Raw genomic sequence first — 25,916 nt, 5'->3', positions numbered from 1 at the left:
ATTATGGAACAACCATTTGATTTAACCATTATTTGGGCAGGCATTATTGGTTTTGGGATCATGATGTATGTATTAATGGATGGTTTTGACTTAGGGCAGGGGATTTTATTTCCCTTTGCCCCAAACGAAAAAGCACGCGACAAAATGATGAATTCAGTCGCCCCTGTCTGGGATGGAAATGAGACTTGGCTAGTACTTGGTGGTGCGGGTTTACTTGCGGCATTTCCACTGGTTTATTCTGTTTTTTTACCTGCACTATATATAGGTGTTTTTTTATTACTGGCTGGACTGATTTTTAGAGGCGTTGCATTTGAGTTTCGTTTTAAAGCAAAAACGTCAAAACATTTATGGAGCTGGTCATTCTCAGTAGGTTCTATTGTTGCCTCATTTGCTCAAGGAGCGGTCGTTGGTGCTTATATACAGGGCTTTGAAACAGAGGGTTTTGTATATTCTGGTGGCCCGCTTGATTGGTTAAGTGTATTTACCATATTGACCGGATTAGGATTGGTTGTAGGTTATGCATTATTGGGAAGTACTTGGCTCATAATGAAAACTGATGGTGAAGTACAAGAGTGGGCTTATAAAATTACGCCAAAATTACTAGTCGCATTTTTAGTTATGTTTGCAATTGTATGTGTTTATACCCCTTACATCGATGACAGCGTTATGAGCAGATGGTTTGATGAGATAAGCTTGTTATGGATAATTCCTGTTTTAGTGATTTATTGTGCTTACGTTGTTTATCGTTCAGTTAAAAAGCAAAGTGACGGTATGCCGTTTGTAGCAACAATGGGTATTTTCTTGTTTAGTTACATAGGCTTATTAGCCAGTAAATGGCCATATATTGTCCCACCTAAGTTTACTATTTGGGACGCTGCTTCGTCGTATAATTCTCAGTTATTTTTACTTATAGGGTTTCTTTTTGTTATCCCTATTGTATTAGGTTACACAAGCTGGAGTTACTGGGTATTTAGAGGGAAAGTTAAGGATACTGGTTACCACTAGATGCTTAAGAAAAATAAACCCGCCAGTGAGAGTGCAGCTCTCACTGGCAAGCTGTTTTTAAAACGCTACAGTAAAAAACAGTCATTTTTACTATATGCGGCTGTATTGTCAGGAACAGCCTCCACGTTACTTCTTTTAATTCAGTGGGTTACTTTTAGCTATTTGGCGCACTCCTTATTCATTGAAAAAGCACAATTAAATGATTTATATGGCTCCCTTATCGTGCTTTTTACCTCACTAATTGGCCAACCTTTATTTATAAGGTTGCAAGTTAATTTGAGTCAAAAAGCCAGTGTGCGAATCAGAAATGATATTCGGCTATCAATTTTAGCTAAATGGCGGATGTCGAGCCCTTTGGTGTTAAAAAAACACTCCGCAGGGGCCTCTGCAGCTCAATGGATAGAAGAAGTTGAATCTATGGATAGCTACTTCTCTAGATATTGGCCGCAGCAAAATTTAGCTATTATATCTCCTATTTTAATATTAAGCGTTATTGCTTGGCTTGATTGGCTATCGGCATTGCTTTTACTTATTTCTGCGCCTCTTATTCCGTTATTTATGATTTTGGTGGGAATGGGCGCTGAAAAAGTTAATCAGAAGTATTCATTGATCCGTCAGCGTTTGGCTGGTCACTTTTTAGATAGAGTGGCAAATCTTGATTATATTAAATTATTGCGCTCAGAAAGCGCAATTTATGACGAGGTTAAAGTTAATAGTGAAGGTTACAGAACCGTTGTAATGAAAACGCTTAAGCTCGCATTCTTATCCTCAACGGTATTAGAGTTTTTTACAAGTGTCGCGATTGCTAGCTTGGCAATCTATATTGGTTTTTCTTTATATGGGTCAATCGATTGGGGACCCGCAAGCGAACTTACTTTATTTTCAGGGTTAGCAATTCTTATTTTAGCACCTGAATTTTTTCAACCACTTAGAAATTTAGCTGCATTTTACCATGACAGAGCGACTGCTTTAGGCTCTGCTAATAACCTCGTCTTATTGCTTGATAGCGATGAATGTGATGAAAAAAGCACTACAAGTAAAAAGTATTATAATTTAAGTGTACCTGATAGTGGTTCAGAGCAACACATTGCGGTTAGATTGCAAAACTTAGTCATTGGATACAACCAGAAGTTACCACTTCCTCATACAATTAATATTGATATACAACAAGCACAAATGTTAAGTATTACGGGGCCTTCGGGTGCAGGTAAGTCAACACTTTTAAACACACTTGCAGGATATACAGCACCGATAGCGGGCACTATGAGTATTTATCCGCAAGCAGCACCCATTGCGTACTTGCCTCAAAGAGGGTGGATAAAAAATGACACCGTTTTTAATAATTTAAAAGTGTTAGCACCTAATGCCACAAAAGAGCAGATGTTTGATGCGCTTCGAATTGTTGGTCTTGATAAAGAGTTATTACAAAAACACACGGGTTTAAATACTCTTATTGGCGAACATGGGCAAGGTTTATCTGGCGGGCAGATTCAGCGTATTAGTATTGCAAGAGTATTATTAAATCCAGCACCATTGATTTTATTAGATGAACCCACTTCTAAGTTAGATAGATTGAGTAAAAAATATATTATCAGTGCGCTTAAAATACTTAAAAAAGAGCGTATATTAATTGTTGCCTCGCACGACCCATTACTTTTGAATATTGCTGATGCCCATTTAGATTTATCAATTAAAAGCACAGAGGATGACAATGAAGTATTGGTTTAAACTTTTATACCAAAATCAAAAAAAACGTCTTTTTTTAGGTGTTTTCTGGGCTTTATTAACTGTTATTTCAGGTGTGAGTTTATTGATGGTATCGGGCTGGTTTATCACAGCTACAGCATTAACGGGTATTGCAATAAGCTTGGGCATTACTTCTATATTAAATTTATATATACCCGGCTCCGGTATTCGTTTTTTTGCATTAAGTAGAACGATCTCTCGGTATATAGAAAGAATTTACAACCACGATACTATTTTAAGATTAATATCTGTTTTTAGATTATCTCTTTTTAATAATCTTTCAAAATCAACCATAGAGCAGTTGAGAGCTCGTTCTGATAGCGAATGGCTTAGTAAGCTAACGGTTAACTTAGATGCACTTGATAGTTTACTTCTTCGTTATATTGTCCCGCCAATTATTTCAGTATTACTGATCACTATATTAACTGTATTTACCGGCTTTATTTGGTTGGACTTTGCATTGTATTTTGCTTTGTTTTTATTATTTGGTATTACCTCAGTAATTGCAATAACAACCAAGTTTACAGCTAAGCTTTCATATAAATATGCCAGTATGATGGACGAGTTTAGGCAAAAAATAATTGAGCACTTAAGTGGCGCCTTTGAGCTAAAGTCAATAGGGTTAATGCAACATCATGAGCAGATTATTATTGACGAATTGGCGTTATTTAACTCTCTGCAAGAACAGCTGAATGCAAGAATTGCTAATGTTCAGCTAATTTTTGATTCATTATTAAATATTGCATTGTTTGTTGTGGTTGTGAGTGCTTTTTTTGCAGTTAATGAACAGCTCATAAGTGAAGCACAAGCAATTATGCTCGTAATGATGCTGATAGGTACCTATGAGGTTGTTCAAAGTTTACCTAATCATTTTAGCTCTTGGGGGCAGACTTCTTTTGCAGCGACAAAACTAGCAGCTTTATCCCGTTCTAATCCATCAAGTAAATACAAAGAGATTAAGCCCCTAAGCGATATTCAAATTGATATAAAAAATCATAATAAAATACCTAAAAGCTTAGATACGCCTCTTAGTTTATCTATAAAACAGACCCAGTGTGTTTCAATTATTGGCCGCTCTGGTACTGGTAAATCAACGTTTGCTAATTTGTTAATGGGTATTGAAAGCATTGATTCAGCTCATGGAGGTGTTTACATTAACCAAATAAACCTGCAAGAGATAGCATCTAATAGTTGGTATAAAAAAGTGAGCTACCTACCTCAAAGTGATGCCATTTTTTCAGGAACACTTGGTTATAATTTAATATTAGGTTTAGATGGCATTTCAGAGGGTGATATTTGGTCAGTTCTAAAAACAGTAGAGCTATACGATTGGGCGATTAATTTACCTGATGGTTTAAATTATTGGTTGGGTGAAACCGGAGGTATTGTCTCTGGCGGACAGGCAAGACGTATTTGTTTGGCAAGATTATTACTTCGAAGCCCTGAACTAGTTGTTTTAGATGAACCCTTTAGTAATCTTGACGAATCAATGGCGTGTCGAGTATGGGCTAATATGGCTCCTTGGTTAGCTAAAAAAACAATTGTGTTGTTAACTCATGAAACCCCTCAATTTTTAAGGAATAAAACTGCTGATTTAGTAATATCGCTTGATTAATTTATGTAAATTTTAACTTGTTGATTTTTAATGACTGCAAAGTATAAGTTTTAAATGAAGTTTATACTTAAAGCTAATATTTAATTAAATAAGACGAAATGTTCTATAACTCAAGGTTAGATATTAGGCTCTGTTGACCTTTGCGGATTAAAATTTGTTCAAACTAGGGGCGGTTTAATCGCGGCGCGAGGTTTGTAACCTAGTGGGCTAAGTAAAAACCAAGCAAAGCTTCCGCGTCCTGCTCACGCCCCTTACCTACATCCATGTAGGCAACAAAGAGTAAATCGTTTCTAGGCAGAACCCTTCGGGCAGCGCCTGTTTGGCATTGATGCTGCGTTATCGCCTATTTATGGGGAATAACCACACCACATAGGCTCTGCCTTGCCTAAATACCAAACAGACTGCTGCAAATTTAACCTTGAAAGATCAACAGACCCTAACGTAATTAGCTTTTCTTCGTTCATAATATGAAAAAACTAAATATCAAAAATTGTTTTTTTAGAGTTAAGTGAGGGCTTTAATAATATATAGTTAAAAGTAAGTTTAAATTAGTACTTACTTTTAACCTAAGCTCTAATCCCGGTCCTTTTCGTTGGACAGGACAAGCATTTGTAACAAGAATCTAACTAATTTTTATGCTACTTTTTTATATTCATTTAGACCGCCTGCAATGTATTTTGCATTTACATAACCCATAGACCTGAGGGTGGCCGCCGATAATGCCCCTCGGTTATTAGCATTGCAGTAGCATAATATTTCAGTATTTAAATCTGGAAGATTAGATTCTATGAGCATTTCCAATTTTCCCCGACTTATATTTAATGAGCCTGTAATATGGCCATTTGCATGTTCATCAGGGTCTCTTATATCAAGTGCTATTGCCCCCGATGCAATCAACTGGTTGACCGTATTGGCTTCTACTTTTTCGACTTGAGTTTGGGCTATATTTGCCAAGTTTTGGAATTTTTCAGTGTATTTCATAGGTCACCTTTTGGTTATAAAGTAGTAAATTAAAAATATTAGATAGTATATTTTTCATAAAGCCTCTCGCTTTTAATTTTCAGCTCACGGTAATACGGCTGGTGTGAAGCTTATTGCATTGGTTTTACCTGTTAGTTTTAACGCTTTTGATTAATATTCCACCGATGTAAAGTGCAACCCCAAAAGCAACATGAGACACAATTACCTTTGTAATAACAAACATGGGGTTGGGAGTTAAGTAACCGGCAATACCCATTCCCATACCCGGTTGCATGATTAAATAAGGAATAACAACGGTAACCATACCTATGATTATTGCAGGTTTAAACATTGGCTTTTCAAGCCATTTTAATCCAAATACAAGGAGTAAAAGGGCAGCAAATACAATACCTATAAAATAATGGCCTAACCAGCCAGCTAATAGCTCATAGGGCAGTGCTGGAGATGCTTTTATAGAAGTATGGTAAAACTGACCATCAAACATATAAAGCATCCACCGGCCTATAAATTCATATTTGGTGAGCGGGGTATCAAATAGGTAATGTCGACTCCAATTCCAAATATCTAGCATTGCAGTTGCGAGAGTACCTAATATAATTGAATAAAAGCTGAGCTTGACGAGGTATTTCATTTTAATCTCCACAGGGTTATACCAAAGGAATGGATACAGATAAACGAACATTTCGCCCCATTCCTAATGTGTAACCTTTATAAGTATCTAAAAAATTTCGATATGATTTATCAAAAAGGTTATCTATTTTAAGTTGAATAAAAAAAGGCTTATCAAGCAACAGCGAATCTGCCGATGCACTAATCCCAAAAAGCCCATAGCTTTTAGTTGACGCGGTTCCAAAAGGTAAATCATCATATTGGGAGAATGGCTCATAAGCCCCAGCTGATTGTTTATCTGCATAAAAAGAATAGTTAGCGTTGAGCTGTAGATTTTTTGTTAGCTTTGTATTGTCAAACAAATAATTCACTGCAATGTAGCCACTATCCGCAGGCATCATAGGAAGTTCTTCAGTTGTTTGCGCTAACTCACTATTGATCCATGTATAGTTTGCTTCGACGGAGGTTTTTTTATTAATCTTCCAATTTAGTTCAGCTTCTACACCACCCATAGTGGCGTTGTTTTGTTTTTGAACGTATATGGGGAGTGAGGAGTCTTGATCAAACGATAAGGAGTTTGCTTGGTATATATAGTCGTCTATTTTGTTATGGAAATAGGTTATTGTACTACCTAGTTTATTTCCTAAATAAGTTAAGCCAATTTCTTTATTTAAGGAATATTCTTCTTTTAGTTCAGGGTTACCTATTTGATATGCAGCCACACCACCATGAACACCATTTGCGTAAAGGTCGAATATTGAAGGAGCTCTAAAACCTCGCGCAACCCTGTTCATCAATAGCCATTGGTTGTCAAGCTTCCATGTTATACCAATTGATCCACTCAGTGCCTGCCATTGGTGTTCTGTAAAATCATTAACCCATGCTTGTTCTGTATTAATAGCTTGTTGTTTTATTGAGTCATAGCGAGCACCGAACTCAGCTATATATAGATCTGAGTCTAATACTTCATATAAAAATATCGCTTTGGAATTATAGTCAGCATCCGGTACAAGTGTGCCGATTGAGGTATTCTGTTTTTTACTAACAAGCTCAGTGCCAAATTGGCCCTTCCAACCATGTACTTGTGGGTGATTGAGTGAAATAGTGGCTTGCTTTCGCTCTAAAGAGATAGCTAAATCTTTATTATATTCCGTTAATTGTTGATAGGAAGCGCCTGTTACTGCATCCCTCTCATTCTTTTGTAGACTTAGTTTAATATTAGCTGACCACTCAGATAAAAACTCATAATTTAAGTTTGCTGCAAAGTTTTCGTTACGTAACTTTTGACCTGTAGGAAGGCCATTCGGTTGTAAGAAGTTTTGATCGTTATTCCAAATATTTATGCGAAAGTCCGCATTTAAGTGGTGGGCGGAATACCCTATGGCGACATCAGCATTTTTAATATTGAAGTCTGTAAAAGGAATTTTACCGGTAAACTTCGGAGCATTTAGTGTTTGTGAATCGTAATAAGATTGAGTGTTTGGTGTTTTGAAATTATCAGCCGCAGACTCAGTTAAAGCTGCGTTCCAGCCCCATCGGTTTGAGCCACCTGACAAACTCATATTATAATCTTTTTGTGAGTTATTCGTTTGATACGATAGCCCTACATTAGCATCAGAAATAATGTTATCTGCGCCAATGGGAATATCACTGCTTATTAAATTAACAACGCCACCTATTGCATCTGCACCATATAAGACACTCATCGGCCCTTTTACTAACTCTATTCTTTGGGCCAGTACAGGTGTTAAACCTGGAGGATGACGAACACCAAACTGTAAAAAGTCTTGCGCCACTGAATTCCATAAAATTTTTATTCTATTTCCACTCAAACCTCTGATCACTGGCTTCCCAGACTGGCTGCCTGTTGATATTGAGCTAACACCGCTGTAACTGGCTAATGAATCACCTAAAGATAAAGTCTGTTTTAATCTCTTTTCTTGCCCATCTAGTATTTTTATTGCTGCTGCAGAATCAAGAACCTTAGTAGCGAAAGGAGAAGCGGTTACAGTTATTCGGTCTATTTCTGAATAACTATGCTTGTCTTGATTTGCAAATAAAGAATTAGAAAACAGCAGTAAAAAAAATATCAATTTAATTTGATTCATACTTAGCCCTTACAAAAAGTAAGATGTTATATTATATCTTAAAAATTAAATTGACAAGGCTGTATTTGTTTGTTTTAAACATTAGGGTTGTCTAATGTTGATTTTTATTCATATAAATCAATGGCTTTAATGTTGATAAAAATTATTTCGCTGGCTGATTTTCCATTATCTTAAAAATAGATTGCGTGATTCACCTTTTTTAATTAGACATATTCCCTCTTAGTTGTTATAACATTTAATTATATTATATTCTTTTTGGTTTGAGGTTTGCGGTATGGTTATTCTTGGATATTTAATGGCCGTTTTTATGGGGCTAATTCTTGGTGTTATAGGGGGAGGGGGTTCAATACTTACAGTTCCTATACTTGTTTACCTAATGGGAATTTCACCAGATATCGCAACTGGATATTCATTACTTTTAGTTGGAGCTACAGCTGCATTTGGAGCAATTCGATATTTTCGTGAAGGGCTAGTTGACATAAAAGCTTCAATACTTTTTGCGATACCGTCAATTGTAGCTGTATATCTTACTCGTGCTTTTTTAATGCCAAATATCCCTGACGACATACTTTTGTCGCCCATACATATCACTAAAAATACAGCGATTATGGTTTTATTTGCCATCTTAATGTTGGCATCGGCTGTAATGATGTTACGTAAAGCGTATAAATCTCAAACTGTAACTAACTCCGCACCTGCTATCTCAAACTCTAGTTCTAGAGTTGCTTTAATAATGACTGAAGGCGCTGTAGTTGGTTTAGTGACAGGTGTTTTAGGGGCTGGAGGTGGCTTTTTAATTATACCTGCACTTGTTTTGTTTTTAGGTATGCCGATGAAAAACGCGGTTGGTGCTTCACTTTTTATTATTGCGCTTAAATCATTACTCGGATTTGTTGGCGATTTACAAGCAGGTATTTCTCTCGAAGTGCCGTTGCTTCCACTTATGCTCGTTGCCACCTTTATCGGTATGGCTATTTCAACAAAAGTAGCGAGTAAATTAGACGGTGCTTCATTGCAAAAGTTCTTTGCCTTTTTCACTTTGATAATCGCCATTTTTATTATTTCTAAAGAGTTAATCTAGAAGGAAAAAACTATGAACGTTGAAACATTTTACGACACAACAACCGCTACTTTTACTTATGTTATTGTTGATAAAGCAACAAGTAAGTGCGCTGTTATTGATTCTGTACTTGATTATGACGCTTTTTCAGGAAAGTCATCAACTGTTAATGCAGACAAAGTGATTGAGTTTATTAATAGCAACAATTTACAGAATGAATGGATTTTAGAGACTCATGTTCATGCAGATCACATAACAGCTGCCCACTATCTAAAAACAAAGGTTGGAGGAAAAATAGGCATTGGCAGCGGTATCAAAGCAGTATTAGATACTTGGTTACCTGTATTCGAAATGTGTGATGACACGCCAAGCGATGGAAGTCAGTACGATGTATTATTTGAAGAAGGTGATACATTTAATATTGGTGATCTTAATGTAACCGTTTGGCATACACCGGGTCATACACCTGCTTGCGCAAGCTATTTAGTTAATAACTCAATTTTTGTCGGTGACACCATGTTTGCCCCCCACCTTGGGACTGCTCGATGTGACTTCCCTGGCGGTAGTGCAAAAGATTTATATAATACAATCCAGCGATTCTTTACTTTGAGTGATGATACAAAGGTTTACTTAGGTCATGATTACCCTAAAGAAGGTTCATCACCACTCTCTTGTATTTCAATTGCTCAAGCCAAATCTGAAAATGTTCAAGTCTCGCCAAGTGTAACAATGCAAGAATACATTACCAAGCGTGAAAAAAGAGATGCGACATTAGCAGTGCCTAAATTACTACTACCAGCAATTCAATGTAACTTGAGAAATGGCCAATTTTTAATATCTGAACAGACAGGCAAACCTTTTATTAGAGTTCCTGTTAATTCAATATAGTTGGAGAGATGTTATGAATATTAAAAAGTTATCTGATGATGTATCAGTTTCACCCCAAATAAATATTGAAGACTGTACGGAAATATTAAAAATGGGGTTTAAGAGCATTATTTGTAACAGACCCGATGGTGAGTGCGAAACACAGCCCTCATTTTCTTCTATTAATGAACAAGCTCATGAGCTTGGTATATTAACTTATTATCTACCAGTCATTAGCGGTGCTATTACAGAAGAAAACAAGCAAGAATTCGAGTTTGCCCTTAGTAAGCTACCAAAACCTATTCTTGCATATTGCAGAACGGGCACTCGTTCAGGGATTCTTTATTCAATGGTTAGTGCAAATAGTGAGGGTGAACGATTATGACCTTTAAGCGAGTAACACCTGAATTATCTGTATCAGCACAGATAACGCTGAACGATTTGCAGCATATAAAAGAGCAAGGCTTTAAATCTATTGTCTGTAATAGGCCTGATGGTGAGGGGGCTGATCAAATTAGTTTTGCTGCAATAGAAAAACAAGCAAATAATTTAGGCTTAAATTGCCATTACTTACCTGTTGTAAGTAGTAAGGTGACCGATGATGATATTAAAAACTTTGAAAATATTGTTAGAGACTTACCGAAACCTATTTTAGCTTATTGTAGAACAGGTACTCGCTCAATCACGTTATGGGCCATGAGTGCACCAAAAACATATTCTCATGAAGAGATTTTAAATTTATCACAAAAAGCGGGCTATGATTTAAGTGGCGTTATTAGACGTTTAAAAAATAATGGTGAAACGCAAATCAGTAAAGCTGATTTTTCTTACCCTATTGTGATAATAGGTGCTGGGGCAGGTGGTGTCGCTGTCGCTGCGAGTATTAAGTCACGTTCACCAGAGAGTGAAATAGTTATCATTGAGCCCAATGAAATACATTATTACCAACCTGGTTGGACATTAGTTGGCAGAGGGGTTTTTACTCCTGAACAAACGGTTAAAACTACAGCGTCGGTAATACCTGATGGTGTAAAGTGGCTTAAAGGTGCGGCAGCTGCATTTATACCCGATGAAAACTTGGTAATAATTGACGGTTGTAGAACGGTTAAGTATGAACACTTGGTAGTATGTCCTGGAATTAAGCTTGATTGGCATAAAATTGATGGGCTCAGCGAAACATTAGGTGAAAATGGCGTAACCTCAAATTATAGGTACGATTTAGCACCCTATACTTGGGAGTTGGTGCAAAACCTCAAGAAGGGAAAGGCGGTGTTCTCTCAGCCACCAATGCCGATAAAGTGTGCCGGAGCTCCCCAAAAAGCCATGTATTTATCATCGGACTACTGGTTTAAAAACAAAGTAATTAATAATATAGATGTGGAGTTTTACAATAAAGGCGAAGTTCTTTTTGGTGTTAAAGAGTATGTACCTGCTCTACTAGAGTATATTAAAAAGTACGATGTCAATATGAATTTCAATCATGAGTTAATTGCTGTTGATGGAAAGCAAAAAATAGCGACTTTTAAAGTGGTTAATGGCGAAAATGAATCTGTGGAAAAAGTTAAGTTTGATATGTTGCATGTCGTGCCCCCTCAATCTGCTCCAGATTTTATTAAAGTGAGCCCACTTGTTGATGAAAATGGCTGGATAGATGTTGACCAATCAACACTACAGCATAAAAAGTTTAGTAATATTTTTGCATTAGGTGATGCTACTAATGCGCCAAACGCAAAAACGGCTGCTGCAGCAAGAATGCAGGCACCAGTTGTTGCTACTAATCTTTTATATGCGAGAGGATTATCTAAATATCAAGCTATATATAACGGTTATGGTAGCTGTCCACTGACTGTTGAACTTGGCAAAGTCGTATTAGCTGAATTTGGTTATGGTGGTAAAGTAATGAATAGCTTTCCGTCATGGATTATTAATGGTAAACGCCCATCTAGACTTGCTTGGCTACTAAAAGAAAAGTTGTTGCCGCCTATTTATTGGTTAGGCATGTTAAAAGGCAGAGAGTGGATGGCAAAACCAGAGAAGTTATCAGATAAATCAAACTAACAACCCTACTAACTTTGATAACAATAAGGCTTAATAATGAATAATCCTGTTGACTTTTGGGACGATCGATTTGCATCAAGTGACTATGCTTATGGCAAAGAGCCTAATGATTTTTTAAAAGCAAATACACATTACATTACGGGCAAAAAAATATTGTGTTTAGCTGAAGGGGAAGGGCGTAATGCTGTTTATCTAGCCAAGCTAGGTTACGAAGTTACTTTAGTTGACTTTTCAAGTGCCGCCCTTTCTAAGGCTAAAGCCTTAGCACAAGAGCAACAAGTTGAGATAACAATTGTTCACAGTGATCTGTCACAGTATCTAATAGCTGAAAATAGCTGGGATGCAATTATTATGATATTTGCACACCTTCCTCCAGCAGTTAGAAAGCAGGTGCATTCTCAGTGTGTGTCTGGGTTATCAGAAAATGGTGTACTCATAATTGAAGGTTATACGCCTGTGCAACTTAATAACAACACCGGTGGCCCAAAAGACGAATCGCTTTTATATACTCAACCAATGTTTATTAATGATTTTTCAGCACTTTCATTTATTATTTTTCATGAAGTAGAGCGAGAAATAAGTGAAGGGGTTTATCACTGTGGTAAAAGTAATACATTGCAACTCGTTGCGTTAAATCGAGATCATAATTAAAGCTTAAAAACACAGGCTACATAACCTTTGAATCAATATTATTTAATAATACTTCAATAATATCGATAGACGTTGGCGCATTCTTGTCTCGAGCTGGCACTTTTGTTCAGCTATATAAACGAGTTAAGTCGTCGACTATTTGCCAGAAAAGTAATAGCTGCCTGAATGAAATTAGTCGAGTAACTTCAAACTTTTTTTGTTGTGGAAGCAGGTGCTGTACTTTTTTTGGCTAACGCTTCACGTGACATTTTTGCTTTTTTGCGACGTTCTTTTAGATGCTCAGCAAAAGCCAGCTACACATCACCTTCGCTTAATAGTAGTTAATTAATAATATACCTCCAAATAAAATAGACACAGTTGTATCTAAAATGGATTTTAAATAGAATTAATGGATACTATAGCGTCTATTTTTTTTGCAAGTAAAGCGTTTGGCTCTGTTAATGCCAAGCAAAGTCGATACCGGCTAATCTCATTTAGGGCCCCTATACAATAGAGTGTAAATCAAATTAAAAGCTTAAAATACACATTAGCATTTTTTGCTCCTCAGAATAAAGTGCCTTTTAGGTAACATTAAGCCGTTTTTAGGCCCTAAAGTGACTTTTAGGTCACTTTAACTACCGACGCTTATACCCAAAAGTTTTGTATTGTTTTTACTTAATCTACTTTTTTAGCTTGTTGAAAAAGTCTAATTAAAATTATCGTCAACACAGCAGCTGGTAATAACCATATAAAATCACTCATTTCTAACCCTCATTATTTGAAATAGTAACTTAACCTTAATGTTTTTGAGGTGTTTTGCAAATTTAAGTCGTTTATCTATTACCTTTCAATTTTTCTCCTGACTTATGCCTAGTTAGCTTTAGGACAAATTAACTAGGAAAAATCATGAAAGAACAAAAATCACCGTTTATACGCCAATATGTACGCGCTAGTAAATCACCGTGGGAAGATGCTTCCACCATTTTACTATTAGCTGATGTTATTGATAAGCAAACACTAGAAATAGGTTTCACCAATTACATTTATTTACACCGAGATAGCGTGGGGAGTGTGCTGGGTATTAGTATTTCTCAACAGTTATTAGCTGCTAATCCTGAGTTCTCAGAGCGGTATTTGGAGGGTATTGAAATGTATGCCTTTTTACTCATACATATTGAAGATATAACGAACTTCTGCAATTTATTTTCTGCAGAATTTGAGCAACTGTTTATGCTAAAACCCAATGAGTATTTTGCAGCTGCAGAAGACAGTTGGTTACGGCTAATTGAAAGCTCATAAACTCTAGCGAGCCTGTAGGCTCGCTTTTTTATACTTCAATCTGAGTCTTTAACTGCATTTTTTTATTATCCTTTACCACTATATATGCAAAGCCAATAGTGAGGACTATCGCTGGAAAAATCATCATTAAAAATTCAGTCATCATTACTCTCCGACTATAGTTATTATTAATAATAATGTTTGACGTGTACTTTGCAAGCACGGATATTATTTCTTATATCAATAAAGAAAATATTAGCGAAGATTAAATTTATCTTTTAGAAAGTTGCATTAGCACAATAGAAAAGTAGCGCCTTGAAACATATTGAAAATATACAAACTCTAAGTGAACTACTGGGTACGCTTTGTAATTCCCTTGCAGCGAATGTAATTATTAATGTAAAGCCATAAACATACCTGCATATCCATTACCCCAAAAAATTGCACTCAGCTTGTCGCTATACAAGCTACATAATCTGAAGAGCTAATAGGTGATTCACTGCACATCAAATGAGCCTCGTCATGCTATCTGCTGAGTAGATGGTTGTGCAGGGGGAGGGCAATATAGCGATTGACCTGGCGGTAGGGCACGAATGCGTTGTCTTAATCGCATAATGTAACCTGACAAAATAACAAAGAGAGCGAACTAAGTTCGCTCTCTTTTATTTTTGTTATTGATTTTTAAAGCAAGGTAAAAGGCTAATAAATCTTCTGCTATGTACTTATATAAAGTGACAAGGACAAAAAGGACAATAGCTATGACGAAGAAGAAATGGATTGAGTTTATCGCTAACGCTATAGCAGAAGTATTTAGTATGTTTGGCTTTATATTTATTGCCTTCGGTTGGCTTTACTATAATGGGCTAATAAATAAAACCTATTTAATATTATCTACTACTCAATCTTATACGCTTACAGTAGCGGCTTGCTATATAGGGCATTTAACATTTAAAACAATTGCGCTGTATTGTAGCCGCAATAAAAAACACTAAAGCATCAAACGATGCTTTTTTTATGAGGTAATCATATTGTTTCACGTTTATATTTCGACTTAGGAATAAAACAGCGCTGTAATTTCATCACAAAATTTTGTGCGATACACAATCGCAGATTGTAGTAACTCAGCGTCTTCGTGAGTCATAAATGGCTGTTGGGTCTTCTTATTTATCCGCTTTGGGAGCTCTGTCATTAACTGGGTGTGTAATCTTTTTACATCATCAAATATTTGCATAGATTGTGAAAATATAAATACTTGTTGGTAATGGCCCGCTTTAAGTGAAGTCAGGTACTTGAGTAAAATTGTTTGTCGCGCTGCTTTATTCTTAAATGAATTCTCAATCTCGATAGCAACGACGGTTCTATCTGGTAATACGGCGATACCGTCTACAATCCGCGCACTGCTTTGGTTATATAGTCGTTTAAATTCTGGCTCAGATAAAAATCCTGTCCATAGCGGCCTGTAAACGCCATCTGAGGTATGGTTATGTAATCCGCGCAGGGCAATAAATGCATTCATTAAGTCGTGCATTATGTGGTTGTGGTTAACCTGCAGTGCGGGGTTTGATTTTGAGCGAAAGTAAGTGTCAATGCTGGTTTGCTCCTGTGCATATTTAGCTCCTGAGTAAGTTGGAATATAAACTCGCCCATCAGGGCTTCTATGTGTAGGGACCATCGTTAACAGCTTTTCACCCACTAACTTATTTAAATGGGCAAGCGCTTGAGGTTGACTAATATTATACAGCCAGCGAATAATCACTGGCGCGACAATAGAAAACCTAACCGCAATAAGGACTGTTAGAGCAGTACGGTTTACACCCTTTTGATAGTTGTTAGCACCTACGTTATATCGCATGTTAATATCAAAATAGCGGGCGTATTGGTGAGTATAGTCGTTATCGTTTTGCATTCGTGTTCACTAAATCAGGAGTCATAATTTATATAACTCCCGAGCATGCAAAATTGCTCGCTTATTTAGCGCGAATCATCAAAAATCGCCCATCGTTATATATATCACCAAACGCGATACTCATAAGTTTTTCACTACTGGCGCCGTTACGTGATTTAGACTGCGCTATATCAACCACAGTCACTGAATTGGTGCTGGCTTTTAAATCTTTTGTTGCGATGAGCACGTTATCAACAGCACGCGCAATTTCAGTATGGCCTCGGTAGTTTTTGCCTGTTTTATCTGTGTGGTGAAGTATCAAAATTGCCTTTCCTTCGTTTCGCAATGCGTCAATGCATTTGTTGTAGTAGTTCCAGTCGTTTTGATTGAGCTCCTCTGCGGATGTATACAGTGCGGATAGGTTATCGAAAATCACTACATCGGCCCATTCAATATCACTGGCGAGTGCATCAAAACCGTCAGGTGTTGCAAGGTCAGGTATTCCTCCTGGAATACTTTTTCTATGAATTACTCTAAAAAATGGGTCACCAGGCCCAGCGCTTATCGCGTTAAAAATATTGCCAAAACGTGTTTGTATCTGATGCAGGCCTAATTCAGCATCAATATACAAAACTTTTTTAGCTTCGCACGGCTCATTACCAAAACTAGTAGTGCCAGCAGCAACACACGCAGCGATATACTGAGAAATATAGGTTTTTCCAGAGCCAGCTCCGGCAGCAAGCAGTGTAGCCTCTCCGGCAGTTAATATCGAAGGTACAATGATGCATGGTTGAGGAATGTCAGCCTGAACAATACTAAGCACGCTATCGGCTTTTCTTAATTGGTGTAATGGATTAGGTGTGTTAGTTGGTTCACTGTTTTGTGAAAATTGTTGGGTATGTTTTTGGTCATTCATATTTATAAACTCCTATGAGGTTGCGATATTTCGGAATTTCTAAATAGGATGTCGGAAAACGAACTAATTGCGTTTTATGTAAAATTATCCAATTTATTTTTTATTTTTATTAAGCGTGTTTTTAAACGTAGAAAATTTGTGTGAATTAAACCTATAAAGTAAAGCCTCCTCTTTAAGAGGAGGCTTTACTTTATAGGTTATTCTTTATTTCAATTAGGCAAAAATATTACGGTATTCATTGCAAGACGTTGTGCGTTTGCTCTTTTAATGAAACGAGGGATGAAACCATTGAGAAAAGCCGCTTTCAGCGGATGGCCTCGTCGCTTCGCTACTCAACCATAGGGCCTAAAACGCACGCCAGCTCTGGTGTTGCTCCGCAACGAGCTGACTCAACGCGCTATCGCGCTAGCGTTGTAGACCCAGCGCGAATGCACCTCGCTACGCTCTGTACCAACCGCCATACTGCCGCGCCTGACAATGCAATGGGTGCCCCATAATTTGCATTTTTCATCTGCTGTAATTTCCTACGAAAATAGATGGTTCGATATCAATTTTTGCAAAATTTTAATCGAATTTCGCTGATGCGAAACACTATCGCGGTTGGTACAGACCAGCTGTACATTCGCGCGACTCCACACATTTCCGGCTTCGCCTCCAATGTATTACGCGAGCTATTGGTCTCATTCTGAGACGCTCTTTTTTCATTTTTTCGTGCGAAAAATGCGTTTTAATAACGTCTTTCAGACAAAAATAGCCTTAAAATTAAACTTATTAATGAACTTTTTAGATAAAGAGGAAAGGATTTTTCCTTAATAAAAATTAGGTGGAGTAAGGGAAGGGCGAGTAACTTAACTCAAACTTTTTGTTGCTGAGCTGCGCAGTCAAACAAGTTTGATTTTTATCACGAAATCATTAAATTTGAAAGTAGAAACTAATGATTAATAAGGTTAAAAAATGAAAAATAATGACGCTAATGATATTGCTATTAATCCCTCAACAGGATTACCTATCACAAATGCGAGCGCTAATATCGTAGATGTTGGTGGCAATGTTATAGGCCAGCCAGACAGAGTAATGACAGTGCACGAAATAGAAGGGTCAATAGAAGACGATTATTTTGATGCATTTGATGACGGCTTTTAATGCTCAAAATCTTAAAAGCTATCCGTGGTTATCGAATAGAAATTATCTATTCGACTATTGCTTTTAGTGGCTCAGGGTTACTGTTTTTACAGTACCAATCGACTCAAAATTTTGCGTGGTTTATTACGCTGACCTTATTCTGTACCAAGATGGCTATTGGCATAATCAACAATGAGCAATATTGCCAAAGTAATAAGCGTAGTATGAAAATCATGCTCAAATATTTGTTATTTAAATTTGTATAAAACCTGTTTATTTGTCCTAAACGCAAAGCGTCCTGATTTTATTAGGGCGCTTTTTTATCTCACTCTTTTAGTTTGTTATCCGGTGATCTGATTTCTCTATACTTACTCTTACTAAATATTTTTCTAACTTATAAGTTAGAAAAAGCTTATTTTAGTATAGTTTAAATATTGGATAAGCCCCTGTTTATGTTAATGTGTCCTTCATAGCATTATAAAAAGGAGCTTTAAAATGCAAATCACTAATTCACCTCCTCATATTCAAATTTCTCTTAATAATTTTAGTAATATTAGTCCTTCAAACATTTGTCAGAAATATAAAGCAGAATTAGACAAAAAAATGGTTGGAGCTATCTAATGACAACTCGCGTAGAAATGATCATTGAAACGCTTAAAGCTAACCCAGAGAAAAAGTTTACAGCTCGTGATTTGGCAACCGAATTTATATTAAGATATCCGCAAGAGATTGCCGAAAAAAAAACTAACCCTCGTTATGATACTGAAGAAAAGCTAATCGCACAGTTGGCTGCTGAAGTCGGCGGGCAAAGAACACGAACAGCTAAAAAAGTCTGTGTAAACGTAGCAACGCGGGATAAACCAAGGCCAAGAATTTATTATTGGGATACAACCCCTAGCACTACGATTATTAAAGATGAATCAGAGGAAATAGATGACCCTGAGGTTGATACACCATTAATATCCCAGAGTTTTACCGAGCATGAGCTTTACCCTCTGCTCATCGAGTATTTAAGTAAAGACCTCAATTTATATTGTCAGCGAATAGACGAACGGAAATCAGCAAACTCTCATGGCAGTGGTGGTAACCACTGGTTACATCCAGACATAGTAGCCCTAGAGCCACTAGATCAAAGTTGGGATGAAGTTGTACGTAGTTGCGTTCGCAGTGGTAATCATAGTTCGGTAAGGCTTTGGTCATTCGAAGTCAAAAAACACCTTACAAAAGGCAATATACGTAAATACTTTTTTCAGGCGGTTTCAAACTCTAGCTGGGCTAACTTTGGTTATTTAGTAGCTACTGGTTTAAACTGTGATGTAGAAAGCGAGTTGCAAATGCTATCAAGCTTACACGGTATTGGTGTTCTGATACTTGATACTGAGTCGTTATTTGATAGTCAAATACTTATCCCAGCACAAGAGAGAACGAATGTTGATTGGCAGTCAGCCAACCGAATCGTCGCGCAAAATAGCGATTTTCATCATTATATTGAGCAAGTAGGTATTTATAACCAAACCGGTCGATTAATTAAAAGTGCATGGAACAAATAAAAAGGATGGGCAGCTTTGGAAGAGCAACTATTAAATGCAGTAGAAATTGGTGATAAGTCATCACTGAAAGCCATTTTGAATCAGCAACCTGAACTAATAAATATTGTTTTTGATGAGCATAACAAAACAGTATTTGAATTAGCTTTAGAAAATGGATTTTTAGATATAGCTAAAGAATTGGTGCATAACACCCACTTTCATTTAAATCACTCAGAGCACAATCCCCTGAGGCTAAGTATCGACCTTGGTTATTTAGATATAGCGGAGGCTCTTCTTAAAAAAGGTGCTAACCCAAACTATCGACCTAAACAAATGAGTAGTGCTTTATTGTTATGTTTGGAAAATGAGTATTTTGATTTAGCAGAATTAATGATTAAGTGTGGTGCAGAGGTCAACATCAGAAATAGCACAGGCTGGACTCCTCTTATTTGGGCTTCAATTAAAGGCCGAGTAAAAGCCGTTGATTTTCTATTAAAGCATGGCGCGTCAGTTAGTATATGCAATAACGATGGTTGGAATGCTGTAACAGGGGCATTTTTTAAGCAGCGAACTGAAGTCGTAAGCATGCTATTTAGGGCTGGAGCGGTATTCAGTGCTAAGTTTTCTGAGGCGGCGTTAATTTTAGCTTATAAAAATGGCCAAAGGGACATAGTTTTTCAGTTACTTGATGATGGAGTAAATCCTGACGTTGAAAATGAAGAAGCTGAACCTCTAGTCATTATGGCTATAGGTAAAGGTGATGTAGAAATAATAGAGGCCCTTATCACTGCAGGCGCTAACACCAATGCCAGAAATAGAGCTTCGTTAACTGCGTTAGCTTTACTTGCTGAAAATGGCCTAAATAAATGCATTAAACTATTCATTGAGAATGGCGCAGATGTAAATCTGAAAAGTACAAAAGGTCGCACTGCAATTTACCAAGCGGCTTTATATAATCAAGTTGATACTATTGAATTACTACACCAAAATGGCGCAAGTGTTGATATTAGAACTGATCGAGGTTGGTCGCCATTAATGCTTGCTGCCAGTAATGGATATTTAGAGTCAGTCAGTAAACTATTAAAACTTGGAGCAAACACTGAATTTGAAACAGAAAAAGGATTAACCGCACAATATATAGCAAAATCAAATGCTCCTAAGCATGGGAAGTACCAGGAAGTAAAAGGGCATTTGGTACACCCAATGTTAGAATCTAGCTATAAGCAAATAGTTGAATTACTAAAAGGAGTTAGGCAGCAGTGATCGCTCAAGAAGATGTATTTGAGGCTGTTAGGCGTGGCTACACCCAGTTAAATAGTTCTAGTAATTCCGATATTCTATCCTATTTTGACAACCTAGACCCTGGCGCAATGACAGGGCATATTAGTAATATAAAAGGCATTGTTTTTGAACAGGAAGTTACTGAACTTCTAAATCGACAGGGCATCAATGCCATGCTATTTGAAGAGACTAACCACCCAATATCCGATATTACTTTAATGGACGATGACGATATTGCAGCAGAACTTCAGCTTAAAGCAACAGATAGCTTGAGCTATATAAACGATACATTGGCTGCCTATCCAGATATTCCAATAGTAACTACCAGTGAGGTAGCTAATAGTTTTGATCTGGGAGTAGTGATCAACTCAGGTATGTCAAATACAGCTCTAGAAAATTCTGTTTCGCAAGTGCTTTCAGGTGAGGTGGTAACAGAACACTCGGTAGAAGTTATAACAGAAGCCTCTGCAGAAGCGCTGGCCGAAGTAATTACTGATGTTGCATTTCCGATTTCCCCAATTGGACTTTTATTTGGTTTACCATTTTAGTAGGTGATTCAGTATGGCTAAGGTTTACCCTTCACTTGAAAATATATCGCGTTTAAAAGTCAAACCTACAGAAGGCGAGTTATATCTTTTAAATTATCTAGTTACAGAGTTAGATGACACTTATGAAGTATTTTTTAACCCGTTCTTAGACGGCGATAAGCCTGACTTCATTATTTTAAGAAAGCATGTAGCTATTTTTGTCATTGAAGTAAAAGACTATGATTTAGTTAATTATAGTATTGATGGAACAAACAAATGGGCTGTTAAAAGTGGGCAAGGAAAATCGCGAATATCTTCTCCGCAAGCACAAGCATTTATGTATAAAAAAAATCTATACCAGTTACATTTACCGGTTCTTGGATTAGCAAAATTAGAGAATAGAAACTTCTTTAATCTAGTCGTTCCTTTAGTGTATATGCATAAAGCTGATAAAAATGATCTTGATGGACTTTACCGACATGCAGAACATCTCGTAAAAGCAAAACTGAGTGAACTAACGCAAAACCTTAAACTCGGTAATATTAATTTTGATACGTACAATCGTAGAGCTGAAGGATTTTCAAGAATTAAGAAAAATCTTTCTAGGGATAAGTCAATAGCCTATACAAAAGATAAACTTGCAGGTTTACTAAATAAAATTAATGGTTTTAAACCACATACACTTTTTGATGACCGCGTTTACGATGATTTAAAAAGGCGTTTAATGCCAAGTGAGCATGTACTAAAGCAAGGCAAAAAAATTCCATTTGATGAAAAACAGAAAAAATTAATAGTTAGTGAAAACGGCCAGTCAAAAATTATGGGGGTTGCAGGGTGCGGAAAAACAACCGTAATGGCTAGCCGCGCTGTTAATGCTTATAATAGGCATCACGAAAGGGTGCTTATTATTACTTTTAATATTACTTTAAAAAACCTGATTAAAGATAAAATAAGCGATATTTTAGGTCAAAGGGATGAGCAAAGTTTTGCAGTAACAAACTACCATCAATTTTTTAATTCCCAATTAAATGTTTTAGCTGAAGATATTAGCAGGCTTATAGACGAGTATGGATTTGAGGAATTATATAAACATGACATATTCAAAGATAAAGAATTAGATCGTTACCAAACAATATTGGTAGACGAAGTGCAAGATTTTGAAAATGAATGGGTTAAAATTTTAAGAGATAACTTTTTAGCTGAAAATGGTGAGATGGTTCTATTTGGTGATTATTCGCAAAATATATACGAGCGAGAGCCACAGAGAGCAGCGGTTATTGCGCAGGGGTTTGGTAGTTGGAAAAAGTTAAAACGTTCTTACAGAACTGAACTGCAATCGTCGTTAAACCCAATATTTAAAAAATTCCAAACCAAATATTTATTAGAAAAATACACAGAATCAGAACTAATGGATATCGCTCAAGTTCAGCCTGAGTTTAGATTTGAAGTACTCAAATATCATGCTTGTCCATTGAATTGGGAAGACGAAGCTTTTACATTAATCCAAAGCTATATAAAACAATATAATATCAATCCTAATGATATGGTCATACTTTCATCTAGTATTTATTTAGTTAGAAAAATAGCTGACAAGTATAATGAGTTAGAAAGAACACATTGCATGTTTGAAACGTATTCAGAGTTATATCAATTACTGCGGCACTATAATCCAATGTTAACCCTCGAAGAGCTTAAGAATATGTCAGAAGAACAGCTGAGAAAATTTTTGTATCAATTTCCAGCCGTTAAAAATGAACTAGATCAAGCACGGCGTACTAAAAAAAATCATTTTTATCCTAATAGTGGTTTAATTAAACTTTCTACAGTGCACAGCTATAAAGGGCTTGAGTCAAAAACAGTTTTTTACCTCATGGATGAAAAAGACACTGCTGAAATTGTATATACCTCAATAACGAGAACTGTCGAAAACCTCATTATTTTGGATAAAAGTAAACAAAGTCAGTTCTCTGAGTTTTTTAAAAGCGAAATGGGCGAAAATACATAAGCAGTGAATCCTCTCAATGCGTATACATTTAAATAGCATTTAATATAAGAAGGTGGTTACAAGTCACCTTCTTATCTAGTTTTAACGTTTTTGACTACTTTACCCATATTCCTATACCAATTTATTACTAATTAAAACTCAAAAAACCACGACCTTTGCGGTATGATAAGCCAATAATTTATATTGATATTCTTGCAAAGAGAGACCACATGGACGCTGCATCAAAAAAGCCTGCAACAAAAAAAGCCGCAAAAAAAACACAAGTCGGGTTTGAAGAGTCCCTTTGGGATGCCGCCAATAAACTACGCGGCAGTGTTGAATCAGCCGAATATAAGCACATTGTTTTAAGCTTAATCTTTCTTAAATTTATTAGTGACAAGTTTGAAGGGCGTAAAAAAGCCATTGCCTGCGAATACGGTGATGAATACATCGACATGGTCGACTTTTACGCGATGGATAACGTGTTTTACCTACCAGAAGATGCACGCTGGTCGTATATTCAAGCCAACGCTAAGCAAGGCGATATTGCCGTTAAAATAGATACGGCACTACACGCGGTTGAAAAAAACAATAAATCACTCGCGGGCGCATTGCCCGACAACTACTTTTCACGCTTAGGGCTTGATGCCAGTAAGCTCTCTGCATTAATCGATACCATTAATAATATCGACACCATTGCCAACCAAAACGAAAAAACAGAAGAAGACTTAGTTGGCCGTGTTTACGAATATTTTTTAGGTAAATTTGCTGCATCTGAAGGTAAAGGCGGGGGTGAGTTCTATACGCCAAAATCAATTGTTACTCTAATAGCCGATATGATCGAACCGTTCGAAGGTAAAATTTACGATCCATGTTGTGGCTCGGGCGGTATGTTTGTGCAATCGCTTAAGTTTATTAATAGCCACAACGGTAATCAAAAAAATGTGTCTATTTATGGGCAAGAGTACACCAACACCACCTATAAACTGGCTAAAATGAACCTAGCCGTGCGCGGTATTTCGGGCAACTTAGGCGATATAGCAGGCGATACCTTTTTTAAAGACCAACACCCCGACCTAAAAGCCGATTACATTATGGCAAACCCACCGTTTAACCAAAAACAGTGGCGCGCCGATAATGAACTAGTCGACGATGCCCGTTGGGCAGGTTACCCAACACCGCCTACCGGTAATGCTAACTATGCGTGGATCATGCATATGATCTCAAAGCTTAGCGAGCATGGCACCGCTGGCTTTGTGCTGGCAAATGGCTCAATGAGTTCAAACACTAGTGGCGAGGGCGATATTCGCCAAAAAATAATCGAAAACGATTTAGTCGATTGTATGATTGCCCTACCAGGGCAGTTGTTTTACACCACGCAAATTCCGGTGTGTTTGTGGTTTATAAGTAAAGACAAACGCGGTAATAACGAAAAAGGCATACTAAAACGCCGCGACCGCCAAGGCGAAACGCTATTTATAGACGCCCGCGAAATGGGCTCTATGGTTAACCGTACACTAAAAGAACTCACCAACGACGACATAGCAAAAATAACCGAAACCTACCATATTTGGCGCGGCGAAGAGCTTGCCACTGATAGTATCGAGCCAGAAAGCGCAAACAAAGAGCAAGAATATGAAGATGTTGCCGGTTACTGTAAATCAGCCACCCTTGCCGATATAAAAGCTAACGACTACGTATTGACCCCAGGGCGATATGTCGGTGCTGCTGATATTGCAGACGATGGTATTCCGTTCGAAACCAAAATGAGCGAGCTTAGCCAAACGCTTTATAGCCAAATGAGCCAAAGCGATGAGCTTGATAAAGCCATCCGTAAAAACTTGGAGGCGTTGGGTTATGGGGAGTAATTGGAATGAGGTTAAACTAGTTGATTGCTGTTCCTTAATTAAACGAGGTATTTCACCTAAATATACTGAAGACAGTGAACAAGGTGTACCTGTTTTAAATCAAAGGTGCATAAGGGATTATAAAGTTAGCTTGCAAAACTCTCGACTAAACGACATTGAAAAAAAGAAAATACCAGAAGATAGAAAGCTACAACTATATGATGTTTTAATAAACTCTACTGGCGTTGGTACGTTAGGGCGTGTCGCGCAAATTAAAGTACTTGATAGCACTACAACAGTTGACTCACATGTCACAATTGCTCGATTAGCAGATTCTAACATTGAAAAATCATTTTTCGGGTGGGTTATGAAATATAACCAACCAACTTTTGAAGCTCTTGGTGAAGGTTCTACAGGTCAAACTGAACTATCTAGGCACTTGGTTGGTGATATTAAGTTCAAATACCCAGACTGCAAAAAGACGCAACGAGTTATTGCTTCTATTTTAGATTCCTTAGAATCTAAAATAGAATTGAATCAACAAACCAACCAAACCTTAGAACAGATGGCGCAGTGAATCGCCCCGTGTTTGCCAGAGACTCAATAACTTGAGAAACTGGAACTATGAAAAAATCAAATCGCTATACATCAGAATTTCGTGAACGTGCAATTAGGCTTGTTACCACACAACAGCATGAATACCCTTCTCTTTGGGCTGCGCTAGTATCGATTTCAGATAAACTGGGATGTACCCCAGAAACACTTAGAGCATGGGTCAAGAAATCTCAAGCTCAACCGTCTAAACCCTCTTCTAATACGCAATCAACTGAAGAACGCCTTGCCGTCTTAGAGCGCGAGAATAAAGAGC

24 protein-coding genes are annotated in these 25,916 nt (G+C 37.1%); 19 read left to right on the top strand and 5 right to left on the bottom strand.

Going from position 1 to position 25,916, the window contains the following annotated elements; genetic code table 11:
* The first annotated feature begins 3 nt into the window (after window positions 1–3).
* Genes cydB through BCG07_RS14665 form a run of 3 tightly spaced genes read left to right on the top strand, consistent with a single transcriptional unit; the run spans window position 4 to window position 4,366 of the window.
* Complete coding sequence (gene cydB / locus BCG07_RS14675) at window positions 4–1,005, top strand: cytochrome d ubiquinol oxidase subunit II (RefSeq protein ID WP_016899620.1); 1,002 nt, start codon at window positions 4–6, stop codon at window positions 1,003–1,005.
* The gene (gene cydD, locus BCG07_RS14670; protein WP_286890792.1) at window positions 1,006–2,733 is read left to right on the top strand and encodes a thiol reductant ABC exporter subunit CydD; all 1,728 of its coding nucleotides are present in this window, start codon (window positions 1,006–1,008) and stop codon (window positions 2,731–2,733) included.
* Window positions 2,717–4,366 (top strand): amino acid ABC transporter ATP-binding/permease protein, encoded by a 1,650-nt coding sequence (locus tag BCG07_RS14665; RefSeq protein WP_286890789.1) that lies wholly within the window; start codon window positions 2,717–2,719, stop codon window positions 4,364–4,366. The genes cydD and BCG07_RS14665 overlap by 17 nt, the downstream gene beginning before the upstream one ends.
* Before the next feature lie 633 nt (window positions 4,367–4,999).
* Here BCG07_RS14665 and BCG07_RS14660 read toward each other — a convergent pair.
* The 3 genes from BCG07_RS14660 to BCG07_RS14650 form a co-directional block, all read right to left on the bottom strand.
* Complete coding sequence (locus BCG07_RS14660) at window positions 5,000–5,347, bottom strand: rhodanese-like domain-containing protein (protein ID WP_051894365.1); 348 nt, start codon at window positions 5,345–5,347, stop codon at window positions 5,000–5,002.
* A 124-nt stretch (window positions 5,348–5,471) separates the two neighbouring features.
* Window positions 5,472–5,978: a DUF2938 family protein gene (locus BCG07_RS14655; protein ID WP_128583200.1), complete on the bottom strand. Its 507-nt coding sequence runs from the start codon at window positions 5,976–5,978 to the stop codon at window positions 5,472–5,474.
* 16 nt (window positions 5,979–5,994) lie between these two features.
* Window positions 5,995–8,064, bottom strand: a complete 2,070-nt coding sequence (locus BCG07_RS14650) for a TonB-dependent receptor plug domain-containing protein (protein WP_286890781.1) — start codon at window positions 8,062–8,064, stop codon at window positions 5,995–5,997.
* A 274-nt stretch (window positions 8,065–8,338) separates the two neighbouring features.
* On the opposite strand from BCG07_RS14650, the gene BCG07_RS14645 reads away from it, so the two are divergent.
* The 7 genes from BCG07_RS14645 (at window position 8,339) to BCG07_RS14615 (ending at window position 14,949) form a co-directional block, all read left to right on the top strand.
* Entirely contained in the window at window positions 8,339–9,145 is an 807-nt protein-coding gene (locus BCG07_RS14645) for a sulfite exporter TauE/SafE family protein (RefSeq protein WP_020476975.1), read from the top strand.
* Window positions 9,146–9,157: 12 nt separating this feature from the next.
* Window positions 9,158–10,012 (top strand): MBL fold metallo-hydrolase, encoded by an 855-nt coding sequence (locus BCG07_RS14640; protein ID WP_145242113.1) that lies wholly within the window; start codon window positions 9,158–9,160, stop codon window positions 10,010–10,012.
* 13 nt (window positions 10,013–10,025) lie between these two features.
* Entirely contained in the window at window positions 10,026–10,376 is a 351-nt protein-coding gene (locus BCG07_RS14635; RefSeq protein ID WP_016900098.1) for a protein tyrosine phosphatase family protein, read from the top strand.
* On the top strand, window positions 10,373–12,049 hold the full coding sequence (locus tag BCG07_RS14630; RefSeq protein WP_286890772.1) for a bifunctional protein tyrosine phosphatase family protein/NAD(P)/FAD-dependent oxidoreductase: 1,677 nt from the start codon (window positions 10,373–10,375) through the stop codon (window positions 12,047–12,049). Before BCG07_RS14635 ends, BCG07_RS14630 begins: the two co-directional genes overlap by 4 nt.
* 36 nt (window positions 12,050–12,085) lie before the next feature.
* On the top strand, window positions 12,086–12,700 hold the full coding sequence (locus BCG07_RS14625) for a class I SAM-dependent methyltransferase (protein ID WP_286890770.1): 615 nt from the start codon (window positions 12,086–12,088) through the stop codon (window positions 12,698–12,700).
* A gap of 885 nt (window positions 12,701–13,585) precedes the next feature.
* A complete protein-coding gene (locus tag BCG07_RS14620) occupies window positions 13,586–13,978 on the top strand; it encodes a hypothetical protein (protein ID WP_286890768.1) in 393 nt (130 codons plus the stop codon).
* A gap of 737 nt (window positions 13,979–14,715) precedes the next feature.
* Complete coding sequence (locus BCG07_RS14615) at window positions 14,716–14,949, top strand: hypothetical protein (RefSeq protein WP_286890767.1); 234 nt, start codon at window positions 14,716–14,718, stop codon at window positions 14,947–14,949.
* A 59-nt stretch (window positions 14,950–15,008) separates the two neighbouring features.
* On the opposite strand, the gene BCG07_RS14610 is transcribed toward BCG07_RS14615, so the two are convergent.
* Window positions 15,009–15,863 (bottom strand): hypothetical protein, encoded by an 855-nt coding sequence (locus tag BCG07_RS14610; protein ID WP_286890766.1) that lies wholly within the window; start codon window positions 15,861–15,863, stop codon window positions 15,009–15,011.
* A 61-nt stretch (window positions 15,864–15,924) separates the two neighbouring features.
* Entirely contained in the window at window positions 15,925–16,758 is an 834-nt protein-coding gene (locus tag BCG07_RS14605) for an AAA family ATPase (RefSeq protein WP_286890764.1), read from the bottom strand.
* Window positions 16,759–17,069: 311 nt separating this feature from the next.
* On the opposite strand from BCG07_RS14605, the gene BCG07_RS14600 reads away from it, so the two are divergent.
* From BCG07_RS14600 to BCG07_RS14560, 9 genes are all read left to right on the top strand, one after another.
* Window positions 17,070–17,255 carry a hypothetical protein gene (locus tag BCG07_RS14600; RefSeq protein WP_286890762.1) on the top strand — a complete coding sequence of 62 codons (186 nt, stop codon included), beginning with the start codon at window positions 17,070–17,072 and terminating at the stop codon, window positions 17,253–17,255.
* Between the two features lie 457 nt (window positions 17,256–17,712).
* Window positions 17,713–17,901: a hypothetical protein gene (locus BCG07_RS14595; RefSeq protein WP_286890759.1), complete on the top strand. Its 189-nt coding sequence runs from the start codon at window positions 17,713–17,715 to the stop codon at window positions 17,899–17,901.
* Window positions 17,902–18,500: 599 nt separating this feature from the next.
* Window positions 18,501–19,430 (top strand): COG2958 family protein, encoded by a 930-nt coding sequence (locus BCG07_RS14590; protein WP_286890756.1) that lies wholly within the window; start codon window positions 18,501–18,503, stop codon window positions 19,428–19,430.
* Between the two features lie 15 nt (window positions 19,431–19,445).
* Window positions 19,446–20,672: an ankyrin repeat domain-containing protein gene (locus BCG07_RS14585; RefSeq protein WP_286890754.1), complete on the top strand. Its 1,227-nt coding sequence runs from the start codon at window positions 19,446–19,448 to the stop codon at window positions 20,670–20,672.
* Complete coding sequence (locus tag BCG07_RS14580; protein WP_286890752.1) at window positions 20,669–21,238, top strand: hypothetical protein; 570 nt, start codon at window positions 20,669–20,671, stop codon at window positions 21,236–21,238. The genes BCG07_RS14585 and BCG07_RS14580 overlap by 4 nt, the downstream gene beginning before the upstream one ends.
* 13 nt (window positions 21,239–21,251) lie before the next feature.
* Window positions 21,252–23,222 (top strand): nuclease-related domain-containing DEAD/DEAH box helicase, encoded by a 1,971-nt coding sequence (locus BCG07_RS14575; RefSeq protein ID WP_286890750.1) that lies wholly within the window; start codon window positions 21,252–21,254, stop codon window positions 23,220–23,222.
* A 209-nt stretch (window positions 23,223–23,431) separates the two neighbouring features.
* Complete coding sequence (locus BCG07_RS14570; RefSeq protein ID WP_286890747.1) at window positions 23,432–25,069, top strand: type I restriction-modification system subunit M; 1,638 nt, start codon at window positions 23,432–23,434, stop codon at window positions 25,067–25,069.
* Window positions 25,059–25,625, top strand: coding sequence for a restriction endonuclease subunit S (locus BCG07_RS14565; RefSeq protein ID WP_286890744.1), 567 nt, complete (start codon window positions 25,059–25,061; stop codon window positions 25,623–25,625). The genes BCG07_RS14570 and BCG07_RS14565 overlap by 11 nt, the downstream gene beginning before the upstream one ends.
* Before the next feature lie 47 nt (window positions 25,626–25,672).
* On the top strand, window positions 25,673–25,916 hold a 244-nt coding region (locus BCG07_RS14560), incomplete at its 3' end, for a transposase (protein ID WP_286890741.1).

The sequence above is a fragment of the Pseudoalteromonas sp. ESRF-bin5 genome, from assembly GCF_002632075.1.
Lineage (GTDB): Bacteria > Pseudomonadota > Gammaproteobacteria > Enterobacterales > Alteromonadaceae > Pseudoalteromonas > Pseudoalteromonas marina.
This window is presented reverse-complemented; position numbering and strand designations above follow the sequence as displayed.